Raw genomic sequence first — 12,239 nt, 5'->3', positions numbered from 1 at the left:
TAGTAATGGAATTGGTAATGAAAGACGCCAAGAGCGCTCTTGAAGTTTCCGAGACTACCTTCGGGCGCGAATTCAACGAAGCTCTGGTTCACCAGGTCGTCGTTGCATATGCCGCTGGTGCCCGTCAGGGTACTCGTGCGCAGCTGACTCGCTCTGAAGTGTCTGGTGGCGGCAAAAAGCCGTGGCGTCAGAAGGGTACTGGTCGTGCCCGTGCTGGCTCCATCCGTTCGCCCATCTGGCGTTCCGGTGGTGTGACTTTTGCTGCTAAGCCGCAAGATCACAGCCAGAAAGTAAACAAGAAGATGTACCGCGGCGCTATCCGTAGCATTCTGTCCGAGCTGGTACGTCAAGAGCGCCTGATCGTTGTTGAGAAGTTCGGCATCGAAGCTCCGAAGACCAAAGAACTGATCGCCAAGCTGAAAGAAATGGAACTGACTGACGTTCTGATCGTGACTGCTGAAGTCGATGAGAACCTGTTCCTGGCTGCTCGCAACCTGTACAAAGTTGACGTGCGTGACGTTGCCGGTATCGACCCGGTCAGCCTGATCGCTTTCGACAAGGTTCTGATGACTGCTGACGCAGTTAAGCAAATCGAGGAGATGCTGGCATGATCCGTGAAGAGCGTCTGCTGAAAGTTCTGAAGGCTCCGCACATCTCTGAAAAGAGCACCATGGTTGCAGAAAAGCAGAACACTATCGTGTTCAAAGTTGCTGTTGATGCTACCAAGGCGGAAGTCAAAGCTGCAGTTGCGAAACTGTTCGAGGTCGAAGTTGAGACCGTCCGTACCCTGAACATGAAGGGTAAGACCAAGCGCGCAGGTGCACGCGTAGGCCGTCGTTCCGATTGGAAAAAGGCTTATGTGACCCTGAAAGCTGGTCAGGACATCGACTTCATGGGCGCAGCCGAGTAAGAGGAGTTCTCAAAAATGGCAATCGTTAAGTGCAAGCCTACTTCTCCGGGCCGCCGCCACGTCGTCAAGATCGTCAACCAAGACCTGTACAAGGGCAAGCCCTTTGCAGCTCTGCTGGACAAGAAAGACAAGTCCGGTGGTCGTAACAACAACGGCCGCATCACCACCCGTCACATCGGCGGTGGTCACAAGCAACACTACCGTATCGTCGACTTCAAGCGCGACAAAGACGGTATCCCGGCCAAAGTAGAGCGCCTGGAATACGATCCTAACCGTACCGCAAACATCGCCCTGGTGCTGTATGCAGACGGTGAGCGTCGTTACATCCTGGCTCCGAAAGGCCTGAAAGCTGGTGATGCAATCGCTTCTGGTGCTGATGCCGCAATCAAGGTAGGTAACACCCTGCCGATGCGCAACATCCCGGTCGGTTCTACCGTTCACGCTGTTGAGATGAAGCCTGGTAAAGGTGCCCAGCTGGCTCGTTCCGCTGGTACTTTCATCCAGATCCTGGCTCGTGAAGGTAACTATGTAACTCTGCGTCTGCGTTCCGGCGAAGTACGTAAAGTTCTGGCCGAGTGCCGCGCCACCATCGGTGAAGTTGGTAACTCCGAGCACATGCTGCGTCAACTGGGTAAAGCCGGTGCAAACCGCTGGCGTGGTATTCGTCCGACCGTTCGCGGTATGGCGATGAACCCGGTCGACCACCCGCACGGTGGTGGTGAGGGTCGCAACAAGGGCATGCAGCCTGTGTCCCCATGGGGCCAGAAGGCTAAAGGCTTCAAGACCCGTAAGAACAAGCGTACCGACAAGTACATCGTACGTCGTCGTAACAAGTAATTGTTAACATAGAGGAATCACCATGCCACGTTCTCTCAAGAAGGGTCCATTTATTGACCTGCACTTGCTGAAGAAGGTAGAGAAAGCGGTGGAAAGCGGGGATAAAAAGCCGGTTAAGACCTGGTCCCGTCGTTCAATGATCATCCCGAACATGATCGGTTTGACCATCGCTGTCCATAATGGTCGTCAGCACGTTCCGGTTTTCGTTACCGAAGAAATGATCGGTCACAAACTGGGTGAATTCGCACCGACTCGTACTTATCGCGGCCATGCTGCTGATAAGAAGGCTAAGAAGCGCTAAGGGATAAATGATGGAAGCTATCGCTAAACACCGTTATGCCCGTACTTCTGCCCAGAAAGCTCGTCTGGTAGCCGATCAAGTACGTGGTCTGTCCGTAGACAAGGCTCTGAACATCCTGACCTTCAGCCCGAAAAAGGCTGCAGCTCTGGTGAAGAAAGTGCTGGAATCTGCCATTGCAAACGCTGAGCACAACGAAGGCGCCGATATCGACGCGCTGCGTGTTGCTACTATCATGGTCGACGAAGGTCCCTCCATGAAGCGCATCCGTCCGCGTGCCAAAGGTCGTGCGGATCGTATCCTCAAGCGTACCGCTCACATCACCGTAGTGGTATCCGACGCTAAGGCTGGGAGATAAGCAATGGGTCAGAAAGTACATCCTAATGGCATTCGCCTGGGTATTACCAAGCCTTGGAATTCTACCTGGTTCGCGAACACCAAAGACTTCGCTGACAACCTGTACAGCGATTTTCAAGTACGCCAGTTCCTGACCAAGGAACTGAAAAACGCGTCCTTGTCCAAGATCACCATCGAGCGTCCGGCCAAGAGCATCCGTGTGACCATTCACACCGCTCGTCCGGGTGTTGTGATCGGTAAGAAAGGCGAAGACGTTGAGAAACTGCGCAAAGCTGTAGCCGCAATTGCTGGCGTGCCTGCTCAGATCAACATTTCCGAAGTCCGCAAGCCGGAGCTGGATGGCAAACTGGTTGCCGACAGCATCACTTCCCAGCTGGAGCGTCGTGTAATGTTCCGTCGTGCTATGAAGCGCGCCGTACAGAACGCAATGCGCCTGGGTGCCAAGGGCATCAAAGTGGAAGTTTCCGGTCGTCTGGGCGGCGCTGAAATCGCGCGTACCGAATGGTACCGTGAAGGTCGTGTGCCGTTGCACACCCTGCGTGCCGACATCGACTACGCAACTTCTGAAGCCCACACCACTTACGGTGTGATCGGCGTTAAAGTTTGGATCTTCAAGGGCGAAGTTCTGGGCGGTCTGGCTGCTGTTAATGCCGCTGCTGCTCAAGAGCAAGCTCCTGCAAAGCCCAAGCGTGACAACAAGCGCCGCGCTGCTAAGTAAGGAGATTCGGTAAATGTTGCAACCAAAGCGTACTAAATTCCGCAAGACCCACAAGGGTCGTAACCGCGGTCTGGCCAACTCTGGTAACGAAGTATCCTTCGGTACCTTTGGCCTGAAGGCGACATCCCGTGGTCAACTGACTGCTCGTCAAATCGAAGCAGCCCGTCGTGCCATGACCCGTCACGTTAAGCGTCAAGGCAAGATCTGGATCCGTGTGTTCCCGGACAAGCCCATCACCGAAAAGCCCCTCGAAGTTCGTATGGGTAAAGGTAAGGGTAACGTGGAATACTGGGTTTGCCCGATCCAGCCTGGCAAGGTTCTGTACGAGATGGATGGTGTACCTGAGGCTCTGGCGCGTGAAGCGTTTGCCCTGGCCGCAGCTAAGCTGTCCGTTCAGACCACTTTCGTAATTAAGACGGTGATGTGATGAAAGCCCAAGATCTGCGTCAAAAGAGCGTCGAAGAACTGAACCAGGAGCTGCTGGGTCTGCTGCGTGAGCAATTCAACATGCGCATGCAAGCTTCCACCGGCCAGCTGGCTCAGACTCACACTCTGAAACAAGTGCGTCGTGACGTCGCACGTATCAAGACTGTACTGACTGAGAAGGCAGGTGCGTAATGACTGACAAGATCCGTACTCTGCAAGGTCGTGTAATCAGCGACAAGATGGACAAGTCCATCACTGTTGCTATCGAGCGCAAGGTAAAGCACCCGATCTACGGTAAGATCATCAAGCGCACTACCAAGCTGCACGTACATGATGAAAACAACGAATGCAAAGCTGGCGACCTCGTGGAAATCCGCGAATGCCGCCCGCTGTCCAAGACCAAGTCCTGGACTCTGGTTGCCGTTGTAGAAAAGGCCTAATCGGTACTTTGTAGTCCAAACGGCCCCTTAGCGGGGCCGTTTGTTTTTTAGGCTACCTTTTCTAAAAATCCTGTGTTATAGTTTCGCGCCTTTTGAAGGCAGCCAGATCCCGAGAGGGATAAGAAGTAAACAAAGCGGAGCACTAAGATGATCCAGATGCAAAGTATGCTGGGTGTTGCCGACAACTCCGGCGCTCGCAGTGTAATGTGTATTAAGGTTCTGGGTGGTTCGCACCGCCGTTACGCCGGCATCGGCGACATCATCAAGGTTTCCATCAAGGAAGCCATTCCTCGCGGTAAAGTGAAGAAAGGTGATGTGTATAACGCGGTGGTCGTACGCACCCGTAAAGGCGTTCGTCGTCCGGACGGCTCTGTCATCCGTTTCGACAACAATGCGGCTGTGTTGCTTAACAACAACCAACAGCCAATCGGTACTCGTATTTTTGGCCCGGTGACTCGTGAACTGCGTAATGAGAAGTTCATGAAGATTGTGTCCCTGGCACCCGAAGTACTGTAAGGAGTCGAACGATGGCAGCTAAAATCCGTCGCGAAGACGAAGTGATTGTTCTTACCGGCAAAGACAAGGGCAAGCGTGGCAAAGTCACTCAAGTCCTGATTGCAAAAGGTAAGGTAATCGTGGAAGGCATCAACCAGGTGAAGAAACACCAGAAGCCGGTACCCGCACTGGGTCAGGCTGGCGGTATCGTCACCAAAGAAGCCCCCATCGATGTATCTAACGTAGCGCTGTTCAACTCTGCCACTGGCAAGGCTGACCGCGTTGGTTTCCGGATTGAAGACGGCAAAAAAGTCCGTTTCTTCAAATCCACCGGCGAACTTGTGAAGTAATTGGAGTTTAACGATGGCGAAACTGCATGATTACTACAAATCCGATGTAGTAAATGAACTGTCCAAACAGTTCGGTTACAAGACTATCATGCAAGTCCCTCGGATCGAGAAAATCACCCTGAACATGGGTGTTGGTGAAGCGATCTCTGACAAGAAATTGCTGGAAAATGCTGCTGCCGATATGGCTGCCATTTCCGGTCAGAAGCCGCTGATCACCAAAGCTCGCAAATCTGTTGCGGGCTTCAAGATTCGTGAAGGCTACCCGATAGGTTGTAAAGTAACCCTGCGTGGCGAGCGTATGTGGGAGTTCCTGGAACGGCTGATTTGCATCTCCGTACCGCGTATCCGTGACTTCCGTGGCCTGAACGCTAAAGCGTTCGATGGTCGTGGTAACTACTCCATGGGCGTGCGTGAGCAAATCATCTTCCCGGAAATCGACTATGACAAGGTCGATCGCGTCCGTGGTCTGGATATCACCATCACCACTTCCGCGAATACCGATGAAGAAGGCCGTGCTCTGCTGGCTGCCTTTAACTTCCCATTCCGCAAGTAAGGTTAGGGTTATGGCTAAAACTTCCATGAAAGCACGTGAAGCAAAGCGTGCGAAGCTGGTAGCCAAGTTCGCCTCCAAGCGAACCGAGCTGAAAGCTATCATTGTTGATATGAACGCTTCTGAAGAAGCGCGTTGGGATGCTGTCCTGCAACTGCAACAGCTGCCCCGTGATTCCAGTCCGTCCCGCCAGCGTAACCGTTGCAATATTACTGGTCGTCCGCACGGTTTCCTGCGCAAGTTTGGCCTGTCTCGCATCAAGGTGCGTGAGCATGCCATGAAGGGCGAAATTCCGGGCCTGAAGAAGGCTTCTTGGTAACGAATCTCGGGAGTTAGACTTATGAGCATGCAAGATCCGATCGCGGATATGCTGACCCGCATCCGTAACGGTCAGGCGGCGAGCAAAGTTGCGGTTTCCATGCCTTCTTCCAAGCTGAAAGTGGCTATCGCCAAAGTGCTGAAAGAAGAAGGTTACATCACTGGCTACTCCGTAGCTGGTGACGTGAAGCCGGAACTGGAAATTGAACTGAAATATTTCCAGGGCAAGCCAGTTGTAGAACTAATCCAACGCGTGAGCCGTCCCGGCCTGCGTATTTACAAGCGCACTACTGATCTGCCGAAAGTTATGGGCGGTCTCGGTGTTGCTATCGTGTCCACGTCTAAAGGTGTGATGACTGACCGTGCTGCCCGCAAAGCAAGCATGGGCGGTGAGATCATCTGCTACGTCGCTTAATAGGAGGTAGGAAATGTCTCGTGTTGCTAAGGCACCCGTCACTATTCCTGCTGGCGTAGAGGTGACTCTGAACGGCCAGGAACTGTCCATCAAAGGTGGTAAAGGTTCCCTGGTTCGCTCTATTCACGCCGGTGTAGAAGTGACCAAAGAAGACAATGTACTGAAGTTCGCCCCGCGCGACGGCATCGCTGGTGCTGACGCTCAGGCCGGTACTGCCCGTGCATTGGTCAACAACATGGTAATCGGTGTTACCCAAGGCTTCGAGCGCAAGCTGCAGCTGGTTGGTGTAGGTTATAAAGCCTCCATCAAGGGCAATGCTGTTGCGCTGGCTCTGGGCTTCTCTCACCCGGTAGAGCATGCGCTGCCGGCTGGTGTGACCGCTGAGTGCCCGACTGCCACAGAAATCGTTCTGCGTGGTGTCGACAAGCAGCTGGTTGGCCAAGTCGCCGCCGATATCCGTGCTTACCGCGCTCCGGAGCCCTACAAGGGCAAGGGTGTACGCTATGCCAACGAGCAAGTGCGTACTAAAGAAGCTAAGAAGAAGTAAGGTAACACTATGGACAAGAAAGCAGCTCGTCTCCGTCGTGCTACTCGTGCTCGGAAAAAGATGCAGGAACTGGGAGCTACCCGTCTGGTTGTTCACCGTACCCCGCGTCATATCTATGCGCAGGTTATTGCAGCCAACGGTTCCGAAGTTCTGGCCTCTGCTTCCACAGTAGAGAAAGCCATCAGTGAAGCTATTAAATACACCGGTAACGCTGATGCAGCGACCGCGGTAGGTAAAGCAATCGCTGAGCGTGCTATTGCCAAAGGCGTTCAGAACGTATCTTTCGATCGTTCCGGTTTCAAGTATCATGGTCGCATCGCTGCTCTGGCAGCTGCTGCACGTGACGCTGGTCTTCAGTTCTAAGCTAGGAGTCGAAGATGGCTAAAGTCGAATCTCAAGCCGGCGAACTGCAAGAAAAGCTGATTGCAGTAAACCGTGTTTCGAAAACTGTTAAAGGTGGTCGTATCATGTCCTTCACCGCGTTGACCGTGGTGGGTGATGGTAACGGCCGTGTAGGTTACGGTTACGGTAAAGCCCGTGAAGTTCCGGCCGCTATTCAAAAAGCGATGGAACAGGCTAAGCGTAACCTGAACAAGGTTGAGCTGAACAACGGCACTCTGCACCACCCGGTGCGCGGTGTTCACTCCGGTTCCACCGTGTTCATGAAGCCGGCCTCTCAAGGTACTGGTATCATTGCAGGCGGCGCCATGCGTGCTGTTCTGGAAGTTGCTGGTATCCACAACGTGCTGGCCAAGACCTACGGTTCCACCAACCCAATCAACGTTGTTCGCGCAACTGTCGACGCTCTGGTACAGGGTCAATCCCCGGCCCAGATCGCTGCCAAGCGTGGTCTGCGCGTTGAAGAAATTCTGGGGTAATGCGACATGGCTAACACTGTAAAAGTAACTCAAACTCGCAGCTCTATCGGCCGTCTGCCAAAGCACAAGGCGACTCTGCGTGGTCTGGGTCTGCGTCGCATTGGTCACACCGTTGAGCTGGAAGATACTCCCTGCGTACGCGGCATGATCAACCAGGTTTATTACATGGTTAAGGTGGAGGGCTAAGCATGCGTCTGAATACTCTGTCTCCGGCCGCTGGCTCCAAGCGCGTTAAGCACCGTCCGGGCCGTGGTATCGGTTCTGGTCTGGGCAAGACCGGTGGTCGTGGTGTTAAAGGTCAAACCTCTCGTTCCGGTGGCGGCAAAGTTCGCAACGGTTTCGAAGGCGGCCAGATGCCTTTGAAAATCCGTCTGCCGAAGTTCGGTTTCTTCTCTCGCAAATCTTTGGTTTCTGCCGAAGTGCGCCTGAACGAAATCGCCCTGGTAGAAGGTGATGTGGTCGACGTGAGCACTCTGAAGCAAGCCGGTGTTATTACTAAAAACATCGTGTTCGCTAAAGTTGTTCTGTCTGGCAACATTGACCGTGCTGTGACCGTTCGTGGTCTGTCCGTCACCAAAGGTGCACGTGCAGCCATCGAGGCCGCTGGCGGTAAAATCGAGGAATAATCAGTACAATGGCTAAGAAACCAGGATTGGATGTTAAAGCACAGGGTGGTCTGAGTGAACTGAAGAGCCGTCTGCTCTTCGTTCTCGGGGCGATTATCGTTTTCCGTGCAGGCTCTTATGTGCCGATTCCTGGTATTGACGCCGCCGTACTGGCCGAGTTGTTCCAACAACAGAAGGGCACCATCATTGAGATGTTCAACATGTTCAGTGGTGGTGCACTCTCGCGTGCTTCTATTCTTGCGCTGGGGATCATGCCGTACATTTCGGCGTCGATCATTATCCAGCTGCTGACTGTGGTTCACCCTGCTCTTGCTGAACTCAAGAAAGAAGGTGAATCCGGCCGTCGCAAGATTAGCCAATATACCCGTTGGGGCACGCTGGTTTTGGGAACGTTCCAGGCCATTGGTATTGCAACCGGTCTGCCGAATATGATGCAAGGACTCGTGACTCATCCGGGTTTGGGCTTCTATTTCACGGCCGTTGTGAGTCTGGTCACCGGTACCATGTTCTTGATGTGGTTGGGTGAGCAGATTACCGAGCGTGGGATTGGTAATGGTATCTCGTTGATTATCTTCACAGGTATCGTTGCTGGTCTGCCTCATGCCATTGGCGCTACGGCCGAACAGGCACGTCAAGGGGAATTGCACATCCTGCTGTTGTTGTTGCTGGGCTTGATTGTTTTCGCAGTGACTTACTTTGTGGTGTTCGTGGAGCGTGGTCAGCGTCGTATCGTCGTTAACTATGCCAAGCGTCAACAAGGCCGCCAGGTATTTGCCGCGCAAAGCACGCACCTGCCGTTGAAAGTGAATATGGCCGGTGTGATTCCTGCGATTTTCGCATCCAGCATCATCCTCTTCCCAGGGACCATTACCTCTTGGTTTGGTCAGGGCGAGGGCAAGATCGCTGACATCCTGCAACAGGTCTCTATGGTCCTGCAGCCGGGTCAGCCCTTGTATGAGATGCTCTATGCAGCAGCCATTATCTTCTTCTGCTTCTTCTATACCGCGCTGGTGTTCAACCCCCGCGAGACAGCAGATAACCTGAAGAAGAGTGGAGCCTTTATCCCGGGGATCCGCCCGGGCGAGCAGACAGCACGTTATATCGATAAGGTTATGACTCGCCTGACATTGGCAGGTGCGCTCTATATAACCTTTATCTGTCTGGTACCCCAGTTCTTGATGACTGCCTGGAACGTACAGTTCTATTTCGGTGGCACCTCGCTGCTGATTATCGTGGTAGTTATCATGGACTTCATGGCTCAGGTTCAGACCCATATGATGTCTCATCAATATGGTGATGTCCTGAGGAAGGCCAACCTGAAGGGCTACGGCCGCTAAAGGTCGGCGTAGTTACGGAGTTAAGCAATGAAAGTTCGTGCTTCCGTTAAGGCAATCTGCCGTAACTGCAAAATCATCAAGCGTCACGGTGTGGTGCGTGTGATTTGCAGCGAGCCAAAGCATAAACAGCGCCAAGGCTAATTTTTTACGGTTAGTACTTGCAACAAATAGTTGTGCTGGCTAATATAGCCAGCCAACTTTTGTTGTGTATTGGTTGACCGCCACGTATCCGCTCACGGGCTTTGTGGTGGTCGTAATCTACTATATGTAGGAGTGAATAGTGGCCCGTATCGCTGGCATTAACATTCCTGACCATAAGCATGCAGTCATTGCTTTGACTGCTATTTATGGCGTCGGTCGTACCCGCTCCAAGGCCATCTGTGCCGCAGCCGGTATCGCTGAGAATGTGAAAATTAAAGACCTGGACGAAGCTCAGATCGAGAGTCTGCGTGAACAAGTAGGTAAATTCACCGTTGAAGGTGACCTGCGTCGTCAGATTTCCATGAACATCAAGCGATTGATGGATCTGGGTTGCTACCGTGGTTTGCGTCACCGTCGTAGCCTGCCTGTTCGTGGTCAACGTACCAAGACCAACGCTCGTACCCGTAAGGGTCCGCGCAAGGCTATCAAGAAGTAACGGGAAGGTAGAAAATGGCTAAAACTCCGACTCGTGCTCGCAAGCGCGTTAAAAAGCAAGTGAGCGACGGTATTGCGCACGTTCATGCATCTTTCAACAACACAATCGTGACCATTACTGACCGTCAGGGCAATGCTCTGTCATGGGCTACCTCCGGTGGTTCAGGTTTCCGTGGTTCCCGTAAGTCCACTCCGTTTGCTGCCCAGGTAGCTGCTGAGCGTGCTGGTGAGATCGCCAAAGAATACGGCGTGAAGAACCTGGAAGTCATGGTCAAAGGTCCGGGTCCCGGTCGTGAGTCTTCCATCCGCGCTCTGAACGCGGCTGGTTTCCGCATCACTAACATTACTGATGTGACTCCGATCCCGCACAACGGTTGTCGTCCTCCCAAGAAGCGCCGCGTGTAACGCTGTAGCTACTTGGTCTAGGATTGTTGGAGAAAGAAGATGGCAAGATATATCGGTCCTAAGCTTAAGCTTAGCCGTCGTGAGGGCACCGACCTCTTCCTGAAGTCTGGTGTTCGTGCGATTGATTCTAAGTGCAAGATTGACACCGTTCCTGGTCAACACGGTGCGCGTAAAGCGCGTCTGTCTGACTACGGTGTTCAGCTGCGCGAGAAACAAAAAGTTCGTCGTATCTACGGCGTATTGGAAAAACAGTTCCGCAACTACTACCGCGACGCTGCCCGTCAAAAGGGTAACACCGGTGAAAACCTGTTGCAGCTGCTGGAAGGTCGTTTGGACAACGTTGTTTACCGTATGGGCTTCGGTGCTACCCGTGCTGAATCTCGTCAGCTGGTGAGCCACAAGGCCATCATGGTCAACGGTCGCGTTGTGAACATTCCTTCTTTCCAGGTTTCCCCTGAGGACGTGATCTGCGTTCGTGAGAAGGCTAAGAAGCAAGCGCGTATCAAAGCATCCCTCGAGGTTGCTGGTCAGCGCGAGAAGCCGACTTGGGTAGAGGTTGATGCCGCTAAAATGGAAGGTGCTTTCAAGCGTCTGCCAGAGCGTTCCGACCTGTCTGCCGACATTAACGAACAGCTGATCGTCGAGCTTTACTCCAAGTAAAGCTAGCTTCTAAAGAGAGGACACAATGCTGGGTTCTGTAACAGATTTTCTTAAACCGCGGCTAGTTGACATCGAGCAAGTTAGCCCGACTCATGCGAAAGTGACTCTCGAGCCACTTGAGCGTGGCTTTGGTCACACGCTGGGTAATGCCCTGCGTCGTATTTTGCTGTCTTCTATGCCCGGTTGTGCAGTTACTGAAGTCGAAATTGACGGGGTACTGCATGAGTACAGCAGCAAAGAAGGTGTACAGGAAGACATTCTTGAAATCCTGCTCAACCTGAAAGGTATCGCTGTGAAGCTGGAAGGCAAGGACGAGGTAACTCTGTCCCTGACCAAGTCTGGAACAGGCCCCGTTACCGCTGGTGATATCACTCACGGTGATGAAGTCGAGATCGTAAACCCGGAGCACGTAATCTGCCACCTGACTGGCGCCAATGCTGAAATCAGCATGCGCCTGAAAGTTCAGCGCGGTCGTGGTTATGTGCCTGCTTCTGCTCGTGTTCACAACGATGATGAAGAGCGTCCTATTGGTCGCCTGCTGCTGGACTCCGCGTTCAGCCCCATCGTTCGTATTGCCTACAACGTTGAGGCAGCACGTGTGGAGCAGCGTACCGACTTGGACAAGCTGGTCATCGACATGGAGACCAATGGTACTCTGGATCCTGAAGAAGCCATCCGTCGTTCTGCCACTATTCTGGCCGAGCAACTGGAAGCCTTCGTGGATCTGCGCGATGTCAGCGTGCCCGAGAAGAAAGAAGAGAAACCCGAGTTTGATCCGATTCTGCTGCGTCCTGTCGATGATTTGGAGCTGACAGTTCGTTCTGCGAACTGTCTGAAGGCAGAAGCTATCCACTATATTGGTGATCTGGTACAGCGTACTGAAGTTGAGTTGCTTAAGACTCCTAACCTCGGTAAGAAGTCCCTGACTGAGATCAAGGACGTGTTGGCCTCCCGTGGTCTGTCTCTTGGCATGCGCCTCGAGAATTGGCCGCCCGCCAGCATCGCTGACGAGTAATCCAGATTACGGGTTTCACAG

General features: G+C 53.0%; 25 protein-coding genes. All 25 read left to right on the top strand.

Annotated elements, in window-relative coordinates:
* Positions 1-5 precede the first annotated feature (5 nt).
* The 25 genes from rplD to R2E40_RS21325 all read left to right on the top strand — a co-directional run bounded on the left by rplD (position 6) and on the right by R2E40_RS21325 (position 12,218).
* Positions 6-611, top strand: a complete 606-nt coding sequence (gene rplD, locus R2E40_RS21445) for a 50S ribosomal protein L4 (RefSeq protein ID WP_005340616.1) — start codon at positions 6-8, stop codon at positions 609-611.
* On the top strand, positions 608-910 hold the full coding sequence (gene rplW / locus R2E40_RS21440) for a 50S ribosomal protein L23 (protein ID WP_005307955.1): 303 nt from the start codon (positions 608-610) through the stop codon (positions 908-910). The genes rplD and rplW overlap by 4 nt, the downstream gene beginning before the upstream one ends.
* A gap of 15 nt (positions 911-925) precedes the next feature.
* Positions 926-1,747 carry a 50S ribosomal protein L2 gene (rplB, locus tag R2E40_RS21435; protein WP_005307957.1) on the top strand — a complete coding sequence of 274 codons (822 nt, stop codon included), beginning with the start codon at positions 926-928 and terminating at the stop codon, positions 1,745-1,747.
* Between the two features lie 22 nt (positions 1,748-1,769).
* Positions 1,770-2,048, top strand: a complete 279-nt coding sequence (gene rpsS / locus R2E40_RS21430; RefSeq protein WP_005307960.1) for a 30S ribosomal protein S19 — start codon at positions 1,770-1,772, stop codon at positions 2,046-2,048.
* Positions 2,049-2,058: 10 nt separating this feature from the next.
* Positions 2,059-2,403 (top strand): 50S ribosomal protein L22, encoded by a 345-nt coding sequence (gene rplV / locus R2E40_RS21425; protein ID WP_011704314.1) that lies wholly within the window; start codon positions 2,059-2,061, stop codon positions 2,401-2,403.
* A 3-nt stretch (positions 2,404-2,406) separates the two neighbouring features.
* Positions 2,407-3,120 carry a 30S ribosomal protein S3 gene (gene rpsC, locus R2E40_RS21420; RefSeq protein ID WP_005331168.1) on the top strand — a complete coding sequence of 238 codons (714 nt, stop codon included), beginning with the start codon at positions 2,407-2,409 and terminating at the stop codon, positions 3,118-3,120.
* A gap of 13 nt (positions 3,121-3,133) precedes the next feature.
* The gene (rplP, locus tag R2E40_RS21415) at positions 3,134-3,547 is read left to right on the top strand and encodes a 50S ribosomal protein L16 (RefSeq protein ID WP_005307963.1); all 414 of its coding nucleotides are present in this window, start codon (positions 3,134-3,136) and stop codon (positions 3,545-3,547) included.
* Complete coding sequence (gene rpmC, locus R2E40_RS21410; RefSeq protein WP_005307965.1) at positions 3,547-3,738, top strand: 50S ribosomal protein L29; 192 nt, start codon at positions 3,547-3,549, stop codon at positions 3,736-3,738. The genes rplP and rpmC overlap by 1 nt, the downstream gene beginning before the upstream one ends.
* Complete coding sequence (rpsQ, locus tag R2E40_RS21405) at positions 3,738-3,986, top strand: 30S ribosomal protein S17 (protein WP_005307966.1); 249 nt, start codon at positions 3,738-3,740, stop codon at positions 3,984-3,986. Before rpmC ends, rpsQ begins: the two co-directional genes overlap by 1 nt.
* 147 nt (positions 3,987-4,133) lie before the next feature.
* Positions 4,134-4,502 carry a 50S ribosomal protein L14 gene (gene rplN / locus R2E40_RS21400; protein WP_005307975.1) on the top strand — a complete coding sequence of 123 codons (369 nt, stop codon included), beginning with the start codon at positions 4,134-4,136 and terminating at the stop codon, positions 4,500-4,502.
* 11 nt (positions 4,503-4,513) lie between these two features.
* Positions 4,514-4,831, top strand: coding sequence for a 50S ribosomal protein L24 (gene rplX, locus R2E40_RS21395; protein ID WP_005307977.1), 318 nt, complete (start codon positions 4,514-4,516; stop codon positions 4,829-4,831).
* Positions 4,832-4,844: 13 nt separating this feature from the next.
* On the top strand, positions 4,845-5,384 hold the full coding sequence (gene rplE, locus R2E40_RS21390) for a 50S ribosomal protein L5 (protein WP_005331162.1): 540 nt from the start codon (positions 4,845-4,847) through the stop codon (positions 5,382-5,384).
* 10 nt (positions 5,385-5,394) lie between these two features.
* A complete protein-coding gene (gene rpsN, locus R2E40_RS21385) occupies positions 5,395-5,700 on the top strand; it encodes a 30S ribosomal protein S14 (protein WP_011704315.1) in 306 nt (101 codons plus the stop codon).
* A 21-nt stretch (positions 5,701-5,721) separates the two neighbouring features.
* Positions 5,722-6,114 (top strand): 30S ribosomal protein S8, encoded by a 393-nt coding sequence (gene rpsH, locus R2E40_RS21380; RefSeq protein WP_011704316.1) that lies wholly within the window; start codon positions 5,722-5,724, stop codon positions 6,112-6,114.
* A 13-nt stretch (positions 6,115-6,127) separates the two neighbouring features.
* Positions 6,128-6,661 carry a 50S ribosomal protein L6 gene (gene rplF / locus R2E40_RS21375; protein ID WP_005307981.1) on the top strand — a complete coding sequence of 178 codons (534 nt, stop codon included), beginning with the start codon at positions 6,128-6,130 and terminating at the stop codon, positions 6,659-6,661.
* Between the two features lie 9 nt (positions 6,662-6,670).
* Positions 6,671-7,024 carry a 50S ribosomal protein L18 gene (rplR, locus tag R2E40_RS21370; RefSeq protein WP_011704317.1) on the top strand — a complete coding sequence of 118 codons (354 nt, stop codon included), beginning with the start codon at positions 6,671-6,673 and terminating at the stop codon, positions 7,022-7,024.
* Positions 7,025-7,038: 14 nt separating this feature from the next.
* Positions 7,039-7,539, top strand: a complete 501-nt coding sequence (gene rpsE / locus R2E40_RS21365; protein ID WP_011704318.1) for a 30S ribosomal protein S5 — start codon at positions 7,039-7,041, stop codon at positions 7,537-7,539.
* Positions 7,540-7,545: 6 nt separating this feature from the next.
* Positions 7,546-7,725, top strand: coding sequence for a 50S ribosomal protein L30 (gene rpmD / locus R2E40_RS21360; RefSeq protein ID WP_005307985.1), 180 nt, complete (start codon positions 7,546-7,548; stop codon positions 7,723-7,725).
* Positions 7,726-7,727: 2 nt separating this feature from the next.
* Positions 7,728-8,165, top strand: coding sequence for a 50S ribosomal protein L15 (gene rplO, locus R2E40_RS21355; protein WP_005307987.1), 438 nt, complete (start codon positions 7,728-7,730; stop codon positions 8,163-8,165).
* Positions 8,166-8,173: 8 nt separating this feature from the next.
* A complete protein-coding gene (gene secY / locus R2E40_RS21350) occupies positions 8,174-9,502 on the top strand; it encodes a preprotein translocase subunit SecY (RefSeq protein ID WP_010672567.1) in 1,329 nt (442 codons plus the stop codon).
* Between the two features lie 27 nt (positions 9,503-9,529).
* On the top strand, positions 9,530-9,643 hold the full coding sequence (gene rpmJ, locus R2E40_RS21345) for a 50S ribosomal protein L36 (protein WP_005319705.1): 114 nt from the start codon (positions 9,530-9,532) through the stop codon (positions 9,641-9,643).
* 139 nt (positions 9,644-9,782) lie between these two features.
* Positions 9,783-10,139: a 30S ribosomal protein S13 gene (gene rpsM / locus R2E40_RS21340; RefSeq protein ID WP_005307991.1), complete on the top strand. Its 357-nt coding sequence runs from the start codon at positions 9,783-9,785 to the stop codon at positions 10,137-10,139.
* A gap of 14 nt (positions 10,140-10,153) precedes the next feature.
* Positions 10,154-10,543 (top strand): 30S ribosomal protein S11, encoded by a 390-nt coding sequence (rpsK, locus tag R2E40_RS21335; RefSeq protein WP_005319702.1) that lies wholly within the window; start codon positions 10,154-10,156, stop codon positions 10,541-10,543.
* Between the two features lie 39 nt (positions 10,544-10,582).
* Positions 10,583-11,203, top strand: a complete 621-nt coding sequence (gene rpsD, locus R2E40_RS21330; RefSeq protein WP_011704319.1) for a 30S ribosomal protein S4 — start codon at positions 10,583-10,585, stop codon at positions 11,201-11,203.
* Positions 11,204-11,228: 25 nt separating this feature from the next.
* Positions 11,229-12,218, top strand: a complete 990-nt coding sequence (locus tag R2E40_RS21325) for a DNA-directed RNA polymerase subunit alpha (protein WP_005307997.1) — start codon at positions 11,229-11,231, stop codon at positions 12,216-12,218.
* The last annotated feature ends 21 nt before the right edge of the window (positions 12,219-12,239 follow it).

The organism is Aeromonas sp. CD (assembly GCF_033349375.1).
Lineage (GTDB): Bacteria > Pseudomonadota > Gammaproteobacteria > Enterobacterales > Aeromonadaceae > Aeromonas > Aeromonas hydrophila.
Note: the sequence above shows the minus strand (reverse complement) of the source record. Positions and strands in the feature narration are given on the sequence as shown.

Bases quoted from the DNA above. Each gene is read 5' to 3' on its own strand.
- rplD (WP_005340616.1), top strand. From the start codon at position 6: ATGGAATTGGTAATGAAAGACGCCAAGAGCGCTCTTGAAGTTTCCGAG.
- rplW (WP_005307955.1), top strand. From the start codon at position 608: ATGATCCGTGAAGAGCGTCTGCTGAAAGTTCTGAAGGCTCCGCACATC.
- rplB (WP_005307957.1), top strand. From the start codon at position 926: ATGGCAATCGTTAAGTGCAAGCCTACTTCTCCGGGCCGCCGCCACGTC.
- rpsS (WP_005307960.1), top strand. From the start codon at position 1,770: ATGCCACGTTCTCTCAAGAAGGGTCCATTTATTGACCTGCACTTGCTG.
- rplV (WP_011704314.1), top strand. From the start codon at position 2,059: ATGGAAGCTATCGCTAAACACCGTTATGCCCGTACTTCTGCCCAGAAA.
- rpsC (WP_005331168.1), top strand. From the start codon at position 2,407: ATGGGTCAGAAAGTACATCCTAATGGCATTCGCCTGGGTATTACCAAG.
- rplP (WP_005307963.1), top strand. From the start codon at position 3,134: ATGTTGCAACCAAAGCGTACTAAATTCCGCAAGACCCACAAGGGTCGT.
- rpmC (WP_005307965.1), top strand. From the start codon at position 3,547: ATGAAAGCCCAAGATCTGCGTCAAAAGAGCGTCGAAGAACTGAACCAG.
- rpsQ (WP_005307966.1), top strand. From the start codon at position 3,738: ATGACTGACAAGATCCGTACTCTGCAAGGTCGTGTAATCAGCGACAAG.
- rplN (WP_005307975.1), top strand. From the start codon at position 4,134: ATGATCCAGATGCAAAGTATGCTGGGTGTTGCCGACAACTCCGGCGCT.
- rplX (WP_005307977.1), top strand. From the start codon at position 4,514: ATGGCAGCTAAAATCCGTCGCGAAGACGAAGTGATTGTTCTTACCGGC.
- rplE (WP_005331162.1), top strand. From the start codon at position 4,845: ATGGCGAAACTGCATGATTACTACAAATCCGATGTAGTAAATGAACTG.
- rpsN (WP_011704315.1), top strand. From the start codon at position 5,395: ATGGCTAAAACTTCCATGAAAGCACGTGAAGCAAAGCGTGCGAAGCTG.
- rpsH (WP_011704316.1), top strand. From the start codon at position 5,722: ATGAGCATGCAAGATCCGATCGCGGATATGCTGACCCGCATCCGTAAC.
- rplF (WP_005307981.1), top strand. From the start codon at position 6,128: ATGTCTCGTGTTGCTAAGGCACCCGTCACTATTCCTGCTGGCGTAGAG.
- rplR (WP_011704317.1), top strand. From the start codon at position 6,671: ATGGACAAGAAAGCAGCTCGTCTCCGTCGTGCTACTCGTGCTCGGAAA.
- rpsE (WP_011704318.1), top strand. From the start codon at position 7,039: ATGGCTAAAGTCGAATCTCAAGCCGGCGAACTGCAAGAAAAGCTGATT.
- rpmD (WP_005307985.1), top strand. From the start codon at position 7,546: ATGGCTAACACTGTAAAAGTAACTCAAACTCGCAGCTCTATCGGCCGT.
- rplO (WP_005307987.1), top strand. From the start codon at position 7,728: ATGCGTCTGAATACTCTGTCTCCGGCCGCTGGCTCCAAGCGCGTTAAG.
- secY (WP_010672567.1), top strand. From the start codon at position 8,174: ATGGCTAAGAAACCAGGATTGGATGTTAAAGCACAGGGTGGTCTGAGT.
- rpmJ (WP_005319705.1), top strand. From the start codon at position 9,530: ATGAAAGTTCGTGCTTCCGTTAAGGCAATCTGCCGTAACTGCAAAATC.
- rpsK (WP_005319702.1), top strand. From the start codon at position 10,154: ATGGCTAAAACTCCGACTCGTGCTCGCAAGCGCGTTAAAAAGCAAGTG.
- rpsD (WP_011704319.1), top strand. From the start codon at position 10,583: ATGGCAAGATATATCGGTCCTAAGCTTAAGCTTAGCCGTCGTGAGGGC.
- R2E40_RS21325 (WP_005307997.1), top strand. From the start codon at position 11,229: ATGCTGGGTTCTGTAACAGATTTTCTTAAACCGCGGCTAGTTGACATC.